The sequence below is a fragment of the Paenibacillus sp. JGP012 genome, assembly GCF_014203995.1.
Taxonomy (GTDB): Bacteria; Bacillota; Bacilli; order Paenibacillales; family Paenibacillaceae; genus Paenibacillus; species Paenibacillus silvae.
Genome location: NZ_JACHKG010000008.1, coordinates 1 through 16,728, shown reverse-complemented (window position 1 = coordinate 16,728; position 16,728 = coordinate 1). Strand labels below are relative to the sequence as shown.

At 41.8% G+C, this 16,728-nt stretch carries 17 protein-coding genes; 1 reads left to right on the top strand and 16 read right to left on the bottom strand.

The window, feature by feature from the left end:
• Positions 1–99: 99 nt before the first annotated feature.
• The 11 genes from HNR77_RS12165 to HNR77_RS12115 all read right to left on the bottom strand — a co-directional run bounded on the left by HNR77_RS12165 (position 100) and on the right by HNR77_RS12115 (position 11,384).
• Positions 100–1,386, bottom strand: a complete 1,287-nt coding sequence (locus HNR77_RS12165) for a DNA-binding transcriptional response regulator (protein ID WP_184184298.1) — start codon at positions 1,384–1,386, stop codon at positions 100–102.
• Positions 1,364–1,789, bottom strand: coding sequence for a hypothetical protein (locus HNR77_RS12160; RefSeq protein WP_184184296.1), 426 nt, complete (start codon positions 1,787–1,789; stop codon positions 1,364–1,366). The genes HNR77_RS12165 and HNR77_RS12160 overlap by 23 nt, the downstream gene beginning before the upstream one ends.
• A 147-nt stretch (positions 1,790–1,936) precedes the next feature.
• Complete coding sequence (locus tag HNR77_RS12155) at positions 1,937–3,646, bottom strand: M23 family metallopeptidase (protein ID WP_184184293.1); 1,710 nt, start codon at positions 3,644–3,646, stop codon at positions 1,937–1,939.
• An 18-nt stretch (positions 3,647–3,664) separates the two neighbouring features.
• Positions 3,665–5,857: a hypothetical protein gene (locus HNR77_RS12150; protein WP_184184290.1), complete on the bottom strand. Its 2,193-nt coding sequence runs from the start codon at positions 5,855–5,857 to the stop codon at positions 3,665–3,667.
• 1 nt (position 5,858) lies between these two features.
• The gene (locus HNR77_RS12145) at positions 5,859–7,844 is read right to left on the bottom strand and encodes a VirB4 family type IV secretion system protein (RefSeq protein ID WP_311768614.1); all 1,986 of its coding nucleotides are present in this window, start codon (positions 7,842–7,844) and stop codon (positions 5,859–5,861) included.
• A 16-nt stretch (positions 7,845–7,860) separates the two neighbouring features.
• Positions 7,861–8,679: a hypothetical protein gene (locus HNR77_RS12140; RefSeq protein ID WP_184184287.1), complete on the bottom strand. Its 819-nt coding sequence runs from the start codon at positions 8,677–8,679 to the stop codon at positions 7,861–7,863.
• A gap of 328 nt (positions 8,680–9,007) precedes the next feature.
• Positions 9,008–9,409 carry a hypothetical protein gene (locus HNR77_RS12135; protein WP_184184284.1) on the bottom strand — a complete coding sequence of 134 codons (402 nt, stop codon included), beginning with the start codon at positions 9,407–9,409 and terminating at the stop codon, positions 9,008–9,010.
• Positions 9,410–9,588: 179 nt separating this feature from the next.
• On the bottom strand, positions 9,589–10,047 hold the full coding sequence (locus HNR77_RS12130) for a metal-dependent hydrolase (RefSeq protein ID WP_184184281.1): 459 nt from the start codon (positions 10,045–10,047) through the stop codon (positions 9,589–9,591).
• Positions 10,044–10,586, bottom strand: a complete 543-nt coding sequence (locus tag HNR77_RS12125; RefSeq protein ID WP_184184278.1) for an HD-GYP domain-containing protein — start codon at positions 10,584–10,586, stop codon at positions 10,044–10,046. Before HNR77_RS12125 ends, HNR77_RS12130 begins: the two co-directional genes overlap by 4 nt.
• A gap of 30 nt (positions 10,587–10,616) precedes the next feature.
• The gene (locus tag HNR77_RS12120) at positions 10,617–11,063 is read right to left on the bottom strand and encodes a hypothetical protein (RefSeq protein ID WP_184184275.1); all 447 of its coding nucleotides are present in this window, start codon (positions 11,061–11,063) and stop codon (positions 10,617–10,619) included.
• A 9-nt stretch (positions 11,064–11,072) separates the two neighbouring features.
• Positions 11,073–11,384 carry a stage V sporulation protein S gene (locus tag HNR77_RS12115; protein ID WP_184184272.1) on the bottom strand — a complete coding sequence of 104 codons (312 nt, stop codon included), beginning with the start codon at positions 11,382–11,384 and terminating at the stop codon, positions 11,073–11,075.
• A gap of 484 nt (positions 11,385–11,868) precedes the next feature.
• Here HNR77_RS12115 and HNR77_RS12110 point away from each other — a divergent pair, with 484 nt between their 5' ends.
• Positions 11,869–12,909: a beta family protein gene (locus tag HNR77_RS12110; protein WP_184184269.1), complete on the top strand. Its 1,041-nt coding sequence runs from the start codon at positions 11,869–11,871 to the stop codon at positions 12,907–12,909.
• On the opposite strand, the gene HNR77_RS12105 is transcribed toward HNR77_RS12110, so the two are convergent.
• The 5 genes from HNR77_RS12105 to HNR77_RS12085 form a co-directional block, all read right to left on the bottom strand.
• A complete protein-coding gene (locus HNR77_RS12105) occupies positions 12,885–13,754 on the bottom strand; it encodes a sce7726 family protein (RefSeq protein ID WP_184184266.1) in 870 nt (289 codons plus the stop codon). The two genes, HNR77_RS12110 and HNR77_RS12105, sit on opposite strands and share 25 nt — an antisense overlap.
• Before the next feature lie 153 nt (positions 13,755–13,907).
• Positions 13,908–14,324, bottom strand: coding sequence for a DUF5348 domain-containing protein (locus tag HNR77_RS12100; protein ID WP_184184263.1), 417 nt, complete (start codon positions 14,322–14,324; stop codon positions 13,908–13,910).
• Positions 14,325–14,464: 140 nt separating this feature from the next.
• On the bottom strand, positions 14,465–14,926 hold the full coding sequence (locus tag HNR77_RS12095; RefSeq protein ID WP_184184260.1) for a DUF2538 family protein: 462 nt from the start codon (positions 14,924–14,926) through the stop codon (positions 14,465–14,467).
• Between the two features lie 346 nt (positions 14,927–15,272).
• Positions 15,273–15,479 carry a hypothetical protein gene (locus HNR77_RS12090; RefSeq protein WP_184184257.1) on the bottom strand — a complete coding sequence of 69 codons (207 nt, stop codon included), beginning with the start codon at positions 15,477–15,479 and terminating at the stop codon, positions 15,273–15,275.
• A gap of 228 nt (positions 15,480–15,707) precedes the next feature.
• A complete protein-coding gene (locus HNR77_RS12085; RefSeq protein WP_184184254.1) occupies positions 15,708–16,361 on the bottom strand; it encodes a hypothetical protein in 654 nt (217 codons plus the stop codon).
• Between the last annotated feature and the right edge of the window lie 367 nt (positions 16,362–16,728).

Here is a 16,728-nt window from a genome sequence, read left to right as displayed (position 1 = left end):
CTCTCTCTCCTTTCTGTATCATGATCAAAGAGGCACACAACTTCCCCCTCATTCTTTAGACAAAAAAAGCCCCTGCTCAGGAAAGAGCAGAGGCTTCGGTTAATGAACAAACCAACGTTTTCTTTTTTCCTTCGGACGTTCCAACCAGTGGGCCAATCCACCTGCAGAGGTAAAAGGATTGGCTTGTAACGGATTTAAGATAGAAGTCACCGCTGGGAACATTTCTCTAAACTCCTTAATCATGTTCTCGTCCGCGAAGTTAATTACCAGAGATGATTTCCGCATGAGCATCGCAAGTTGACTTGAGTTTTGGACAATAAAATGTAAATCCCACGGTGCTGCCGAAACGGTCATGTACTGGAAGGGAGCACGCAGAAACTCTTGCGCTGCCGAATTTAACTCAAGTCTGTTTTCCAATTCATCGACCATAACCCCTAAATCAAGTACAATGGCTTCGTACTCTAGCGTATAGATTTCGGCTACATCCATTGGGCTTCGATTCGGAAAAAAGTCGATTCCCTGATGATGAAATTGTAAGCCATCAAAGTCGGTTGCAAAACTCACGATATCCGAGGTTTTCGGTTTACTACGATATTCAATAAATGCCGTTTTGATCCCTTGACTGGCGATTTCGTAAGCAATTTGAATTGCTGTATGTGTGTTGCCACTCCGACTTGCCAAACCACCTACAGCGACGATATAGGGCTGAGGAATTTGTAGCGAACGGGTTTGTTCGGGTTGATGCTCAGTTCGTTCAACCATTGCTTCCTGAACCTCCAACGTTCCAGACGATGCTTCCACTTCCTCTTTTTCCTGTTCTTCGGGTAGTCGTTCTTCTTCTGATGTTGGAGTCGTTTCAATCGTGGGCCCGGGCCTTCGATCAGTACGTTTAAACCCTTTCGTCCAATCTGCCAAAATGGTCTGTATCTTGCCTTTATTTTTTTCTAGCGAGAAACCCACCTTATGTTCAGCCTTGTGTCCAGCAACGGTCGCGTGAAGCTGCGGAACATCTGCTAAGGTCTTCTTCGTCTGTATCCAATACTGTACGTCTTCCAAACGAAATTTTTCCGCTAGGTATACATCATATATTCCATACATGCCCAAACTTCGCTGCCAATCGAGATCCGCTTCTGGTAGAACCACAATCACTCGCATGTCGGGTATGCGCATACGCACTTCTTTGAGCCAACCGACACTTTCTTGCTTGCGTAGTACACCAAGACTTCCATCCACAATAGCCACATCTGCATCAATCTGTTTAGCAGTTGCCGCAATAGCAAACTGCTCCAGTGTCACATCAGTTCCTGAAACCGAGTAACCTTGAGTATGCAGAGCCTGTACAAGAGGCGTTAAGATGGAAGGCTCAAACACCAGATGTAGCTTCACCCTTCGCTCCCCCTTCAAAGAACCATGAAATGATTGCTAAAACAACGTCTATGATCTGTGGCCAATAATTTAAAATGAGGAAACCTAGAATAGCAACGAATAGAAAAATAAAGGCCCAGGTTAACAACTTCTTGAAAATCATGCCTCCGAATAAAAGAAGAAAAAACACGATGAGTGCTACCGCAATGTACAGCTTGCTTCCTGAACGAACCATTCCGAATAGCTCGGTCCCTTTTTCCTCCATGCGGCTGCCTATTTCTTCAGGGCTAAATGTTTGTGAACCCTTCTTTATTTCTTGTGTCACCGATGATGGCTCACTTGATCCAGCATGTATGAGATGTTGTGGAATCATCACCAAACCTAATATAAGAATGAAAAACACCATCTGTATTTTTGATTTCATTGCTGACCTCCTCTGCTTTCAGGCAAAACAAAACAACCCTCATATTAGAGAGTTGTTTTTTTGGTATTTATTTACATGTTCAACCGTAAAGCTTCGCCATCTGTTCGACCTATTTGAAATTGATATTACCGGGATAATCCTTATTTGTCAATCTCTTAATTCCGATAACATCTGATAAAAGTTAGATACATTCCCTACCCAATCTCCACCTTCAGCATATACACCACTTGGATTCATTGGATCACTTAACCAGGCAATTGAATTTGCTGTAGCCGGTTTGCCTTTAGATAATTTCACAATCGTTTTGGCTGCAATTTCAGCGGCTTCTTTCGTTGTAAGTGTGGACCCTTTGCCCTCTTTCCAACTCCCGAACACATTCCATGGATTTTTAACAATTTGATTGGCATACTTGTTCGATTTCGGTACAAATCCCTGCTCTGCACCTGTAATAGCAATAAGCAGATAGGGATCAACCCCCTGTGCTTTAGCCGCATCATCAATCATGGTTAAAATCTCTTTTGTAGCCAACATTGAATTTCGTTTGTTTAACCATTCCAACATGACAGAAATATTAAGCGAACGATAGGTCAAAATATCTGCTGTTACAGTGTAACCAAAATAAAGAAGCGGATTTACCGGGTTTCCGTTCACACGTACTTCGAAATGAAGATGTGGTCCTGTGGAGCCACCCGTATTCCCTGACTCCGCAATTTCTTCACCAGCTTGTACTTCTTGTCCAGCTTCGACCTTAATTTTATTCAAGTGGTAGTATCTCGTTTCCATATCCTCATGCTGGATCATAATGGCATTCCCTGCTTTACCCATGTAATCCGCAAAAATTACTGTTCCTGCTTTTGCAGCATAAACAGGCGTGCCGATAGGCACACCTACATCTACACCCGCATGGAGTGTCTTTTTCCCCGTAATCGGGTGAATTCGATAACCAAATGACGATGTGATCCGATCACCCTTGGTGGGCCAAATTAAATCTCCTGAAATGGGTGTCCACCCCTCGTTCAAACCGCCGCCCTCACCATCATAATCCGAGAGATAGGACAGCCAGTATTCTAAAAGAAAATCCTGATCTTCCAACCGTTTAGCACCATGGGCGATTAAAATCTCGCGTAAAGGCTCCCAATCCTCCTTGTGCATTGGCTTGATCTGCTGTAACTTGTCCTGCGTCACCTTCGTTGTCAGCGTACCGCAGGGGGAGGATACTGTCTCCGTCAATGTCTCCGAAGCATACGTATAGTTGTACTCATTTTGAATCGTTCTTGCCTGCTGCAACAAGCGTACAGGCTGCCGCTCCGTCACGGTTGACTTCGCATATTCAACCTCCCCCTCCTTCCCTTCTTTCTGCACACAGACTTCTTTAACAGTAACGATCTCAGCGTCATTCCATTTAAACTTGGGGCGCACTTCTTCAAAGGTTTCCTCGGGTTTCAGTACGACTTCTTTCGCATAATCGTCCAAAATGGTATTCAAAAAAGAAGGATCGTTCAATGAACGATCCACTTGCGCCAGCCATTCCCAATTGAAGGTATAGGGTTCCACTTGAAATTCTTCTTCGGCGGTTAAACCCTCACGCCAACGTTCAGCGAGACGCTGATACGTTTCAAAAATCTGTTGATCCTCTTCTTCCTTCGTTCCATAAAAGAATCCAGCCACCTGATCTTTGGCATGTTCATACGTCTCCATAATCGCTTGTTTCGGCATTTCAAAAATAATGAAATATCCTAACATCAGGACCAGAATAAAAGCAACGATGGGCAGGACATAAGGCGCAAGCACCTTTAACAATGCAAGGCCTGCTTTTCTTCCTGCTCGTTTTACAGCCTGTTTAATCCATTGATCCATGTGCTCCTCCTCTCCGTATCAAACATGATAGTTGTAATGCCTTCCACCCGGTTTTGGAGAGTCAGACTGCTGTTTAGGGTTTGATGCGGATGAAGGAACTGAGTTGTTGTTACTGGCTGAAGATTGTTCTCCCTTTTGATCAACTCTATGACCATGCGTTGTTTCTCCTGTGATCGTAACGTTACCATCTGAAGATTTAATATCTCCTTTAATAGTTCCTCCGCTAATCTTGATCCCTTGATTCACATGACTAGCAGAACTTTTGGTAGAAGAGGATTTGCTCTGGGATTCTTTATTTATTGAAGTAACATCCCCTTGAGTATTACCTCCGTTAACCTGAATCCCGCGATTAACAACATCTGTATTCATTGAATATATTTTCGATCTAGCCTGCATACTTTCTTCTGTGCGAGAATCTTGTGATTTTTCCATAGAAGGTCTGGTGTACATCACATTACTTGCAGTAACAGGCGATTTCCCAACTGAAGCTGTCTGGCTGTCTCCTGAAAATGTAGATTTAAAAGGTTGCTCCGTCTGTTTTGGAATCGTTCTTTTCATCGTGGGTTGTTCCTGATAAATTCCTACGCCTGCGCTAGAACTTGAACCCCCTTCCCCGGAGGACGGCGACATCCGATTTGTTTCTTCCAATACCTCCTGATCTCCCGTTCGTTCAGGGTGTAAGCGCTCTTGAATCCCAGCATAGGCTTCTCTTCCGAGATGAACTGCACCCCTGCCTACTCGCTTGGCTCCAACTCCTGCATAAGCCATCCCTTTACCAGCCACCCCACCGATAAATCCACCTGCGAGTGCACCTTCAACGGGTCTGCCCGCCATCAACCCTACCGATGTTCCTAGAGCCACTCCAACTCCCTTTGTGCCTTGATTCAAAGCAAAGCCAGCTACACGTTTCCCAGCTTTAGACGCTTTATTTTTCCAGTTCGGGACAGGCGCTATGACGTTAGAAGAAGATGTACTCGCTGCCGAACCTACCGATCCCAAGGATGCATTGTCGCCTCCTACTGCATCCGTTAAGCCAGCTCCGTTTCCTGTCCCTCCCTCCTGACGATCTTTCATTTTGCTTCCTTTCCCGTAGCCAGTACCTTTGCCAGAGAGCATCCTACTCATCGCAAATATCGTACCTAGACCAAGCGCTCTCCCCATTCTGGAATCTGGCTGTTCCATGCCCATTACACGCTGGACTAAAGTCTGGATGGAAGAAAAGCCGAATAAATAGGCAACAATGACCCAATTGGAAACACCATCATTACTAAAGTAGAGCAGCAAAAAAAAGAGCCCTAACGCAAGAGCGTGGGCACAAGGTAGAATCATATTATTGACAAATTGATCCCACCACGTTTGTAAGGCGTTACGGTATTTCGGGAAAATGGTTAGTACGCAACAAATCACAAAGGTTGATATCAACACCATCAAGTTAATCAATCGCATGGTGTAGTCATAGTTTAATTTTGCAGTCATGAGTGCTGCCAAGAGTACGAGTATAGCAACTACAAATCCACGGTAACTGACCATATTTTCATATCCGGCTGAGCCTGTGCCCCACACCGTATTCAAAAACAACCCTGGATTTAATCCTGCATCCACCATAGTCGCCCATATCAAATCCGTAACGAATTGAACAATATCCGCAACGAATTTCCAAATATAGAAACCAAATCGGAAGGATAATAAACCAACTACAAATGCTGTAGCATAATCCTTTCCTTTGGATCTTCCCTCACTACTAAAAGCCCCATGCCATAGTAACAAAAACGCGATAAGTATAAGAGCCAGCATAACAGGATAAGGCATAAAATGCTCGAACGTAGCATAGAGAGCATCGATGGCATTCATCATGCCTTCTGTAAATACACCCAAGTATAACCCTGACCGCGTATCCGGGTTTGTGTTTCCTCCTTGCAGAAACCCATCGTCCGTCGGGGCAGGATTTTTTCCGAACACAAGCAACGTTACGTCTTGCATATCAAAGGATTTAATTAAAAAGTTTGCAAAACTGATGATACCATCTGAAACGGTTCTTTCAAGCAAACCCGGTTTATTATCTTCGTCTTCATAATACGTATTCACTTGCTTACCAATGATACCTGTATCTACTGACTTCTCATCCTGTTTTTCTTTTTCAGCATACACAGGAGCAGCTAAAGCTTGTACAAAAAAAAGAACCAAAAAAAATAAGACAGCAATTCGGCGCATATTAGCTCACCTCATTATTGACTAGCTCTTTAATATATCGTTTCCGCTCCGCGTACAATGGGTCATTCGGATCAGTGGTAAATAACATTTCTTCAAACGGAGAAGCGTCAACATGCACAATCGCTGACTGATTATCCACTTTTACCAACATATCTCCTTTACGGGCTTGGTAAACCAGAAAATCAGCTTCCCCTTCCGTTAAGGCAAGCTTATCCCGTACCGCCTCAATATCGAGTGCCTCCTGAATGCCGATAATTTTGATCGGGCTATTTTTAATTGCTGCCATTCCTGCCTGAGAACGCGTAAACACTTCCAGCCCTTGTGTGACGGGGACTATTCCCGTATTGGTAGCACGCCCCTCACGAAAGACACTTTCTGCCCATACCGCACCAAAGTCCTCATCCAGAAAAATGTTCTGACATTCTTCGATGACCAACAACTTCTGAATGTCTGGAAGCTTTTTGGCCCAACATTCCATCATCCAGCGTTCTGCTACGAATAAGCCAATGGGACGCATGATCTCAGGATCAAGTCGGTTAATGCCAAAACCAAAGATAGGTGCATTCTTCAGTTCAATCGAGGATTGTCCATCAAAAATAGCATATGAACTCATTTCACCTTCACGAGTAAAAGGCTGGAGCAATTCACTTGCCTTACGAATGGCTTCGCTTTTATGTTTACTCATTTTCTGATATAGACCAACCAATTCAGGCATGGTCTTTTTAACTTTACCTGTCTTAAACACGCCTTCTTGCGCCGCGGGATTGGTGTATAGACTTTCAGGAGAGGACGTAATATCACATTCTGAATACTGCTGCCGAATTGCACGTCCAATATAGACCTTTACCTCTCCAGTAAGGGCAGCACGATCATAGACAGAAATCATTTTAAATGCTAATGCCTGGACCGCATTTGCTGCTTCTTCAATATCCACGTACCGTGTTCCATCTGCCAGCTCGGTAATATCGACATCATAGGGATTGATCCGATGTTTAGAGTGTTCATGAAATTCAATATAGGGACATCCCATTGCGCGAAGAAAGTCTCCATGTTCACCCTTCCAATCAATAATGCCAATTTGTCTGCCGATATGAGCAGAACGATGAATAATTAGCATCGTAACAAACGTTTTCCCTGCACCTGAACGACCAATAACGCACATGTTATAGTTTGCGAGTTCGGGATGCCAGTTGTCTAACCATAGAGGGCGACCTCTTTTATTCTTCCCCAAAATAATGCCTGATCGATGATTTAAACTGCCGCCGCCAAAAGGGAAGAGATCAGCCAAATTTGAACTTTCAAGAGACAAAACATGTTCTTTGGAGATCGTATCCTCGGATGCTGTAGGTATAAGAGACTTCAACGCTGAGAGCTGTTGTCCGTCAGCAGCACGAAGATAAATGGACTTCCCTGCAAAACGCTGTACAAGCGAACGACACAATTTCATCAGCTCTTTCCATTCAGGAGCGCTCACAGTGACTTGCACACATACACGGAAGCTACGCTCCACATTCAAACGGATACGCTTTTGTTGTTCCTTTAAGTCCTTAATTTCATCACGCATCGCATCAATTTTGCGTACATCTTTTTCATCCTCTAAATCCGAAAGCAACCCTGCAATCCGTCTCCCGATTTCATTGAGTTCCTCATCATTTGAGGTGGGATGAACGTGAATGGCTAAGTCTACATCTCCTTGCCCATAATCCCCACGGATCAAGGAATCCAACATGCCTGACCAAGTATTCCCCGAAGAAATTTCAGCATAAAAACTACGGAAGTATCTTGCTGGCGTAATCGTTGTTCCGATCTCTACAGCATAATCGTCGATCTTAACCTGATTTGCAGTGATATCCCCCGGAACGGTTTCACGAACAAAAGAAGGTGATGCGAAGTCAGTCCCACTTGCTTTCCCCGAATCAAGTAGAGGTTGCTCATGGTCAGCTCCTCCCTTCCCGAGTCTTTTCTTCCATATCATTTTAAACTTCACAAGTTCACCTTCTACCCTATACTAAGTTGCTCTCTGATTGGATTTCATTCAAAGTCAGCGAATGCTTTATACGATTAAAGCTATCCATGTGTAGCGCATCAATCATACGTGCTTGTGGAGCCAGCTCACGTTGTAAGGTTTGATAGTTGTAATTCCACACACCGGCCTTATCCAAACGCTGATACCTCATGCCAACTTGCTCACAGAATCCGTACAACAGCTCTTCCGCTTCTTCAAGCATCTGCATAGCTAAATCCGATCGTTCTTCCACTGATAAATGCTCTTTTCGTGGCGCAGCCTTGTCCAATAATCCATTTAGTTTACTTGAGCCAACCTGGATACTTGCACCTGATGTCATTGGACTGTACTCGAAAATAATGTACCCATGGTGATTTCTAATGGATTGCTGATTCATACTATCCATTAAATAATCGCTAACCATCTCACCCGATTTTTTCAATAACGAATACTCTTCAGGTAGTTCCTCAATAGATTGCTGATAGTCATCCATGTAGTCTTTCATTTCAAATAGCTGAGATTGAGTAATTAATTTATACGGTAGTGAAATCGTATTGATTAGGCTAAGAAAATTGATCCACACCGTTTTATTCTCTTCTACAGATGCATGATCCAAATTAATCGGCTCCACTTCAACCACTAAACGGTACTGGTTCTGATTTTGGGCAAGCCCTTCCCATTCCACGTTGGATGCTGCTCCAATCATCTCTTGTACAGTCAGCGGACGATTAACTGTCTTTTTGCTTCGAATCCAAAACCAGTAAATTGCCACTAGCGCCAGCACCACGACAAAAAGACCTACCATTTTACGAGCCACCTTTCTTGTATAAAAATGTTCTTTGTCTCAGATGCAAACGTATCGTGAAAAAATAATATTTCCATACCGGGAGATTCGTCCCGGTATGTTTTGCATAGCAAAGGTACATGCAGATCAAGAAGGGGATAGCGTAGTGTATCCTGGAATACAACCAATCGGTTCCAATGCGGGGAATAACTTTGGACATCTGCACCGATAAGTACCCTCCTACGCTCCACCAAACTGCTTGGCTAAAACTTAGCCCTATGCCAAACAGCGTAATAAACTTTTCTTTGATTCTGCTTTTATACGGTATCGGATGATATTGCCCCCACACGTTCTCACCTCATTACAATTTACTGAGATCAATCCCAAGGAATTTAAAGATCATGCCGAGAATGGATTCCGTCCAGAATGACAAAATCAAAAACAGAACGAAAAACATAATCCTCCCCTTGGTCTCCCGTAAGGTTTCTGGCGAAAAACCCGCTCTCAAGTAACAAATAGCCAGCCATAATCCAAAAACAATTGTGATGGTTACAAAAATACGTCGAGCCATATCGACCCCGGCTGTTGTTGAATCATCAACCTTCTTTTCCAGCTCCGTTGTAGCAGTACCGCCACTTCCCTGACTTGCCTTAATCTTTTCCTTAATGGTCTGGGCATGAGCAACATCCCCAGTCTGCGTAACACTGAGCAGCCCCAACACGCAAACCATAATCATCACAATAGCCTTCCATGTTTTGAGCAATGTTGGTCCTCCTCATTTCAAAAATCCAGTTCTTTTGTCTTTCCGAAAAACACTAACTGACCATGCTATTCGATGTTTTTCACTGATCCATCCAGCAAACATTTCTACACCCCTCCTTTCTTTTGTTCCTCATAAAAATGAAAAAAGCCCCTACCTATTCCGGCAGAGGCAATATACATTCAAAAAAGATTCAGAAAATACGTATAACCGTCTAGCACCATCCATACGCCCCAAAGAGCAATGGCAGCCGTTTCAACAAGCACAGGTGGAATACCAAATAAGGGTACACCTACTCTCCATGGGATCGGCCAGAGGAAAGCGATGTATCCTGTAAATAGATCAAGGATTAAATGTGAAACGTAACCAATACAGAACGCTATCGCCAGTTCGGGGAAAGTTCCTTTAAGTAATAGCCATAACCCGAACCCCATAATAAGCGAATGAGTCACGGTCCTCTTTCCAGGTATTTTTTCTAAGAGACTTGGCAGCACAGGAACAAACCTTCCTAATAGACTATTAGGGCGATCTATATCTGGCAGTAAGGCAGAAAAGGCAACCATAGCAAGCTGAGATGGAGAATGGACACCAAATATGACGGCAGCACTCAACCCTCCTATAAGATGTGAAACGCCATTCATACCAAAGCACCTTCTTGTATCATTTGCAAGAACACTTCGGTCAGGTAAGGATCAAACGCCTTCCCCTTCTGATTGTTGATATTTTCCAAAGCATCACCTATAGGCCAAGCTGACTTGTATGACCTTTTCGAAGTGAGCGCATCGTAGGTATCGCATATGCTCACGATCCGGCCATAGAGTGGAATTTCCTCTCCTTTCAAACGGTTCGGATAACCAGTTCCATCCCAGCGTTCATGATGAGTTCCTACAATAACCTTCGCAGCATCCATTTTTTCACTCGTTTGAACTGAAAGAATAGAAAGGCCATATTCGACATGCCGCTTCATGATTTCAAATTCGACATCAGTGAGCTGACTTTCTGAATCCAAAATGGATGCTGGTATCGAAATCTTTCCAATATCATGATAATGTGCACCGTAACCGATCCGTTCAACATCTTGCTCACTGAGATTCAAAGCGCGTGCGAGATCCATCGAAAGCAAGCTCACACGTCTAGCATGTTCCGGGTCTAACATGTCCAACACATTTTTCAAAATCACATCTCAGCCTCCTTCAAAATTCGTTTTAACTCATCCGGAATCCAAAACTTTTTGTACCGATGACAAAACTCGCTCTGCCTTTTTCCGTTCCTCCTGATCTTCCTGTTGGACAAGTTGTTTGGCTCCTTCCTGCTCCAAAACGAGCTTCCTCAGTTCTCGTGTACTCATGGCCTCATCACTAGCTTTAATTAACGTCTCAGACGGTGAGCTTGAATGACTGGCTACACGGTGGTGATACCAGCTTAGTGAAGGGATGCGTGACGTTGTCGTAGGAAACGTGCGATACACATGAACCAGCTCCATGATCTGCGCTGGACTCACACCAATTTGTGACGATAGGAACTTTTGCTTCGCCCCTGCGGTCAGCATAGCATCCAGAAGCTGACCTTTGATAAACCGTGTTTCCTGCTCTTGCTCATCCACCTGAATATACGCTTGCAACAATTCCTCAATCTTCGGCTCAATGACCTCTGACATGGCAATACCCTAACCGATAGATTCCACGATCAACTTCATTGCCGTACGTTCCTGTCCATCAATCACAATATCGAAAAAGCTTGGTGCACAAATCAAGCTCTGCCCGTTCGGCGCAACTAAACCTCGCGCTACGGCTATAGCTTTCACAGCTTGATTAACAGCCCCTGCTCCTATTACATGCATTTCAACCGTGCGGTCTTTAGTATTCACAGTGGAAGCAATGGCCCCTGCCAAAAAACTAACTTTTGATTTTGCAGACACCTTCAAAATTTTGCTCTCGGAAACTACTTTCTTACCGTGTGATACATGGACAATAGACATATACGTTCCTCCTCAATTTCAAATAGTTTGGACTATGAGACTACGACGATATCTTCCCCGCGGCTCCTAAAGCCCTCACTTTTTAAATGAGAAAAGCCCCTGCCTTGAATACGATATTCAGGCAGAGGCTTCGAAAAAAAATTATTATGTCATTCTAAAAATAAAAAAAGTCTATCCTGTATGCTTTATTCATACAAAATCAAACTTCTAAAAGTAACTTGATATGAGTGTACAGAAGTAAAATACTCCTTTGCAGGAGTAATATTGATTCATCTGAATCTGCTTCTATTATACATCATGAAGTAATACATGACAAGAACATTAGTTCGATTAGCAACAAAAATCTACACGAAATTATAAATTAGGCGCTTAATTCAACAAATTTAGTATAGGTGGAAAATATTCGGATGTGATACACTAGGTTTCTAAGGAGGTCTTAAGAACTAAAAGTACAGTTTGATTACATATGAGAGGAGTATTTCAAATGAAGTATATGCCAATATTCAGATATCGTGCAAGCGAGAAAAAAAACCTAGAAACCGTTAATTATTCTAACAAAATTTTACCACTCGTCGAAATTATTCAGGAAAAAAGAAAAAGCAACATGAAAACCACATGCTTTGAAGATATCATAAAATACTTAAATGAGAATGATAAACAACTGCTTATTGATTTTCCAATGTACGTTAAATTTAAAAAACGAACTGTTGCTGGTGTTGTGAATTTTCTAAGTCCGATTCTGGCAAATCCTTCATTAAGACTATCATATTTCGACAAGTTTAAAGGGCAAAATATCATCCCTGTTATAAGCTATAACCCTAATGTTCCCCTTTATCAGAAAGGCTACCTCTCCAAAGAATTCACTCATCTTAGAAGTTCTTTTCAACAAATTGCTCTTAGAATTTTTCTGTCACATGCTCAGGAAGCTTTAAATGAAGCAGCAACTCACCTAAAACCTGGAGATATAATTATTGTCGACTTAGATAACACCAATCATGATGACCCAATGCTTGTAAATTTTCATTCTCAAATAGTAAGTTACGCTAAGAAGCATATGTGCAAAGCAGTTATCGTGCGTTCAGTTATATCCCCAGACATAGCTAACACCAAACTTACTAACAACAGTATTGTTAACAAACTTGACAATAGTCTGTTAATTGATTATAAAAAATTTGGGTTTGACGCATTTGGTGATTACTGCGGTATAAAAAAAGATGAATTAACAGATGGCGGCAAGAGCAGTCCGGGATGCATATTCTTTCATTGGTGGACGAACTCTTACTATGGTCATAAAGGTGTTTTTGAACAACCCGATACATTTACGACCATGGTCGCTCCATCACTCGTTTCTTCAAACCAGTGGATTGACTATCAAACTAAGAGTTTACTGCAACATAAAGACTTTTGTCCTGGTTGTAAAACTGTCTTCAATATAACCAAAGCACGTGAAAAAGGTAATTCAGCTCCAAAGTGGAAAATAATCATATCCAGTCATTATCTTCATACTATGGAAGAATTCTTATAGTATATCCAAAATGGGTCGACATTTGAATTGAAAAATGCTTGAATATCAATAGGTTCTATTTTAGTTATGTTATCACAAATAAAAACCCACCTTTTTTGGAATCGTTCCTTAACTCTTTCCTTGAAATGGTGGTTTATTTGTTTATTAGATAACAAAGACATTATTAGATCTTCTCGACATTTACGATTTTGAGGAATACTTTCAACTCTTTGATCTTTTAGAATTTTCTCAAGTTCTTTTGTTGTTAGAGAAGAAATCTGAATAACCGGATCAATTTCATAATTAACCGATCTCTTTTGCTTGAAACTGAAAGGGAGATTCTCTTTATTGCTATTATAAGTCACGATCCCGCAGTAATCAGGAACCTTTTCTTTAACCTTATTATAATGGTCTGGATGACAAACAACTTGTACATATTCAAAAGCCTTACTATAATCAGCTATTTGTTTTTCTAACTTGTCCAAAGAATCAAGTTCTGTTTTGATTTCGTATGCATAGGAATGTCCATTTATGCGAGCAAAGTCTAAGCGACTAGTGCCAATATTCAACTCAAACATAGAAACTTCTTCTTTTCTGTTCAAGTATTTTAACAACAAGTGATACTTCACTTTTTTCTCACCAAAATATAGGTTCATAACAATGTCGTTTACTAATTTGTGCCCTACCATATGTTCTTCATACTGTAGAAGCAATTCTCTATAGATATCCTCGGGAAAAGATCGTTTCAATAAATCCCAAACTTGGCTATCCAAAAGAAAAGGCTGATAATTATCATGTATTTTCTTTACTATTCTTGATAACTCCTTTGTTTCAACATACCTTTTTAAATCACTATGAATATTCATAACAGCTCTCCTTCATTAAGGCCAATTATAAAATATCCCTTCAGGAAATGCACTATTTTAAATCAATAAATTCAAATTCATCCATAATCATCCTCGAGAAAAACTTACATTACTGAGATGTAAGACACAGCTACTACCTAGCTTTTAATCACCTTACTTTACACGAGCGTATAGACCGTCCAGCGTCAGTTCCGGGTAATTGACAATGTAATAATCATCACCATTATGTTCAAAGCGACTGGCTACCCAACGAGGAAACTCACACTGATCGTTCAAAAACTCGATCCCTGCTCCAGACGTAAACTCAATTCCCCCTAATGAATAACGCCCATTATCTCCTTTCGAAAGTCGTCCTACGATTATAGGATCTTTAAATACTTTTTTGAGCAACCTTCCGGCATCATCAAGTAAATCAGCAGTCTGATAGAACATATGACGAACATACTGATCATCCGGGTCGTTCTGGTCATAGTCTGCTGTCCAGTTCTCCTCAGACTCTTTAATCATGCTTACGACTTGCTGGATTCGAGGAAGTAGTGCATTAAGTTCCTTTTCTATCTGCTCCTTCATGTAATTCGCTCCTTCTCCATTATTCAAATAACGACATTCTAAGTTCATCATCTGTACATTGGGCTGAGAGATGAGGATGCAGCCTATTACTTCACATAAAGCTACGTCACTGCCTTGTCATGACTGTATTTTCTTTGATGTCATATGAATCTCAGTTGCTCTTGCTGATCCAAATACTGTACCTTCGAACTTTTTCGTCGTAACTGAATGGCCTGTACCGCTACTTCATACATTTCCTCATCCCACACATCAATGCCATAGGAAAGATCAAACCCACGCCAAGTCCACAGACTTAGCGCTAGTTCAATCAACGCTACCATGGGCTTATTTAAGGAATAAATACTGCCTGTGGTCTTCCCTTGATCACACTGTTTCTGAAATGTATTAGGATCATCCAGATATTTGTAATACCAATCAAAAGGACTTTCCTGCTGTATTTCCAGCTTGAAGCACTTAAATATCTCAGGGTGAGCAGCAATATAGCACACAGCCTGATAATCAGGACTACTCTTTGCCAAATTAAATTTTTGTACAAGTTTTTCAAAGTTTGTTTGATGTTCAGTATCTACAAAATGCATTTTTGACGCTCCCCCTTCATTCATTTTTACTTCCTCATACTATAGAAAGCCAAACCCCCTACCTGATTTATCATGGCAGAGGCTTTCGGAATTCAAATATTTATCGTTCTTACATTCCCTATATCTAAACCCTCTCTTGCACATCCACAGGCAATTCAAATGAACGTTAGATTCAGACTTACGCTGAGCAAAGGGGCTGACTGGATCGGAATGGATAGCTTCATGTTAAGCTGATGCCCCTATTCTGTGTTCCGTCTCTGATCTCTCTCCCCAATTCCTTCAGCCCCCATTCAACAGTAGTAACAACATTCACTTCCGGCGCTTCCTAACTGATCAGCTTGGGCACGCGCATACCCTAAGAGCATGTTATTTACTCTTCCTCCTGTACCTCTTCCCAATGATAGCTCACATTCTGCTGAACCCAGTTCTGTATAGCAGTATCTAATGGCAATGCAGATTGTCCAGTCGCTTTCGAATCAGTCCAAGAAATCTGTAAATCAACTTCGTGAATATCCTCTTCATCCATATCCGGTTCACCAAATCTGAAATAGATGCGTACATTTTTGGTCATCTCCATGTTGATCCCCTCTGTTTCTACTCAGTATTCGAAGCAGACAAACGATTAAGCACACCAACGTCTTCGTAATTTATATAGATTAAGAAGAACGACCACCGAGAAAAACGTCATAAACCCTTGATCCATAACGTTTTTTAGCCGTTTTTGGGTGTCACCTTTTCGTGACACAGGTGTCCCTTTTTGGTGACACCCCCTGCTCACACAACACCTAGGAATTCTCAAACCGCTTTATTTTTTATTCCACTTCTTTTGTAATTCCAAGTACGTCTTTCGCCTAACCAATTTCCCATACTTACTATAAGGTTCAACAACCGCTTTAATTGGCAGCTTGATCCCGGCCCTCTCCAAAATATTGAAGTGAATCATAAGCTGGGTGATCCCGCTCTCTAACTTATTTTTGTCTCCACAACAAAGGATTTCAGGGTTCAAGAAAAACGGCCGCCGGGTAACATGGCGACCGTGGATTTTCAGTTCATGCGTATTCGCAAACTCGTACATAATCCCTTTTTCAATTAGTGCTGAGATCATTTCACTTGTCTTTTGCCGACTACGTTTCAAGAATGTGGCGATTTCGGATACCGAGCAATATTGCCCCGTTTGAGGGTCTACAATTGCATTTGCACCTATCTTCAGCATAGGAGCAAGTGTGAAGATGAAACTAAACTCCGCGCTGGTTAGATACTGTGCCTGACACAAATAAGATATGTTCATATCAATGGTTTGAGAAAACCTAGTCTGGTTTGAAGGCTTCTGTTTTTTTCGGACAATCATAAATCCTTGTTCATTGGCCTTAGCCTCTTCCATATTTACAGTACTCAGGTCAATTTCTAACCGTCTCTTGGTCTCTAATTCAGCCTTTTGCAAGTTCTGCTTTAATTTCATAACTCTCTCCATAGTTTAAACCTCGCTTTAATCCCTAAAGCATATTGTAATGATGAACGGCTTCAGTATGTCCAGATGCTTGTGTATTGTAAAAGAAACTCTTATACCTCGCTTCAACCTTATTCGCAAATGAACTCGCCAAGCTGTACTCAGCAAAAATCATAGCATCACGTTTCGAACGTGATATATTCAGTTGCGTGTCAACGAGGTAATACACCGTTTGAGTCCGTTGAATTTTTAGCACTACAACGTAAAAAGACACCTCCTGTCTCGAGGCCACTGAAAAAGTCCATTCCATGTTAAAGGTACAGCTCTCAAGAAAATTGTGGAGACTGTACCTTTTTCGCTTATAATTAAAGTATCATGG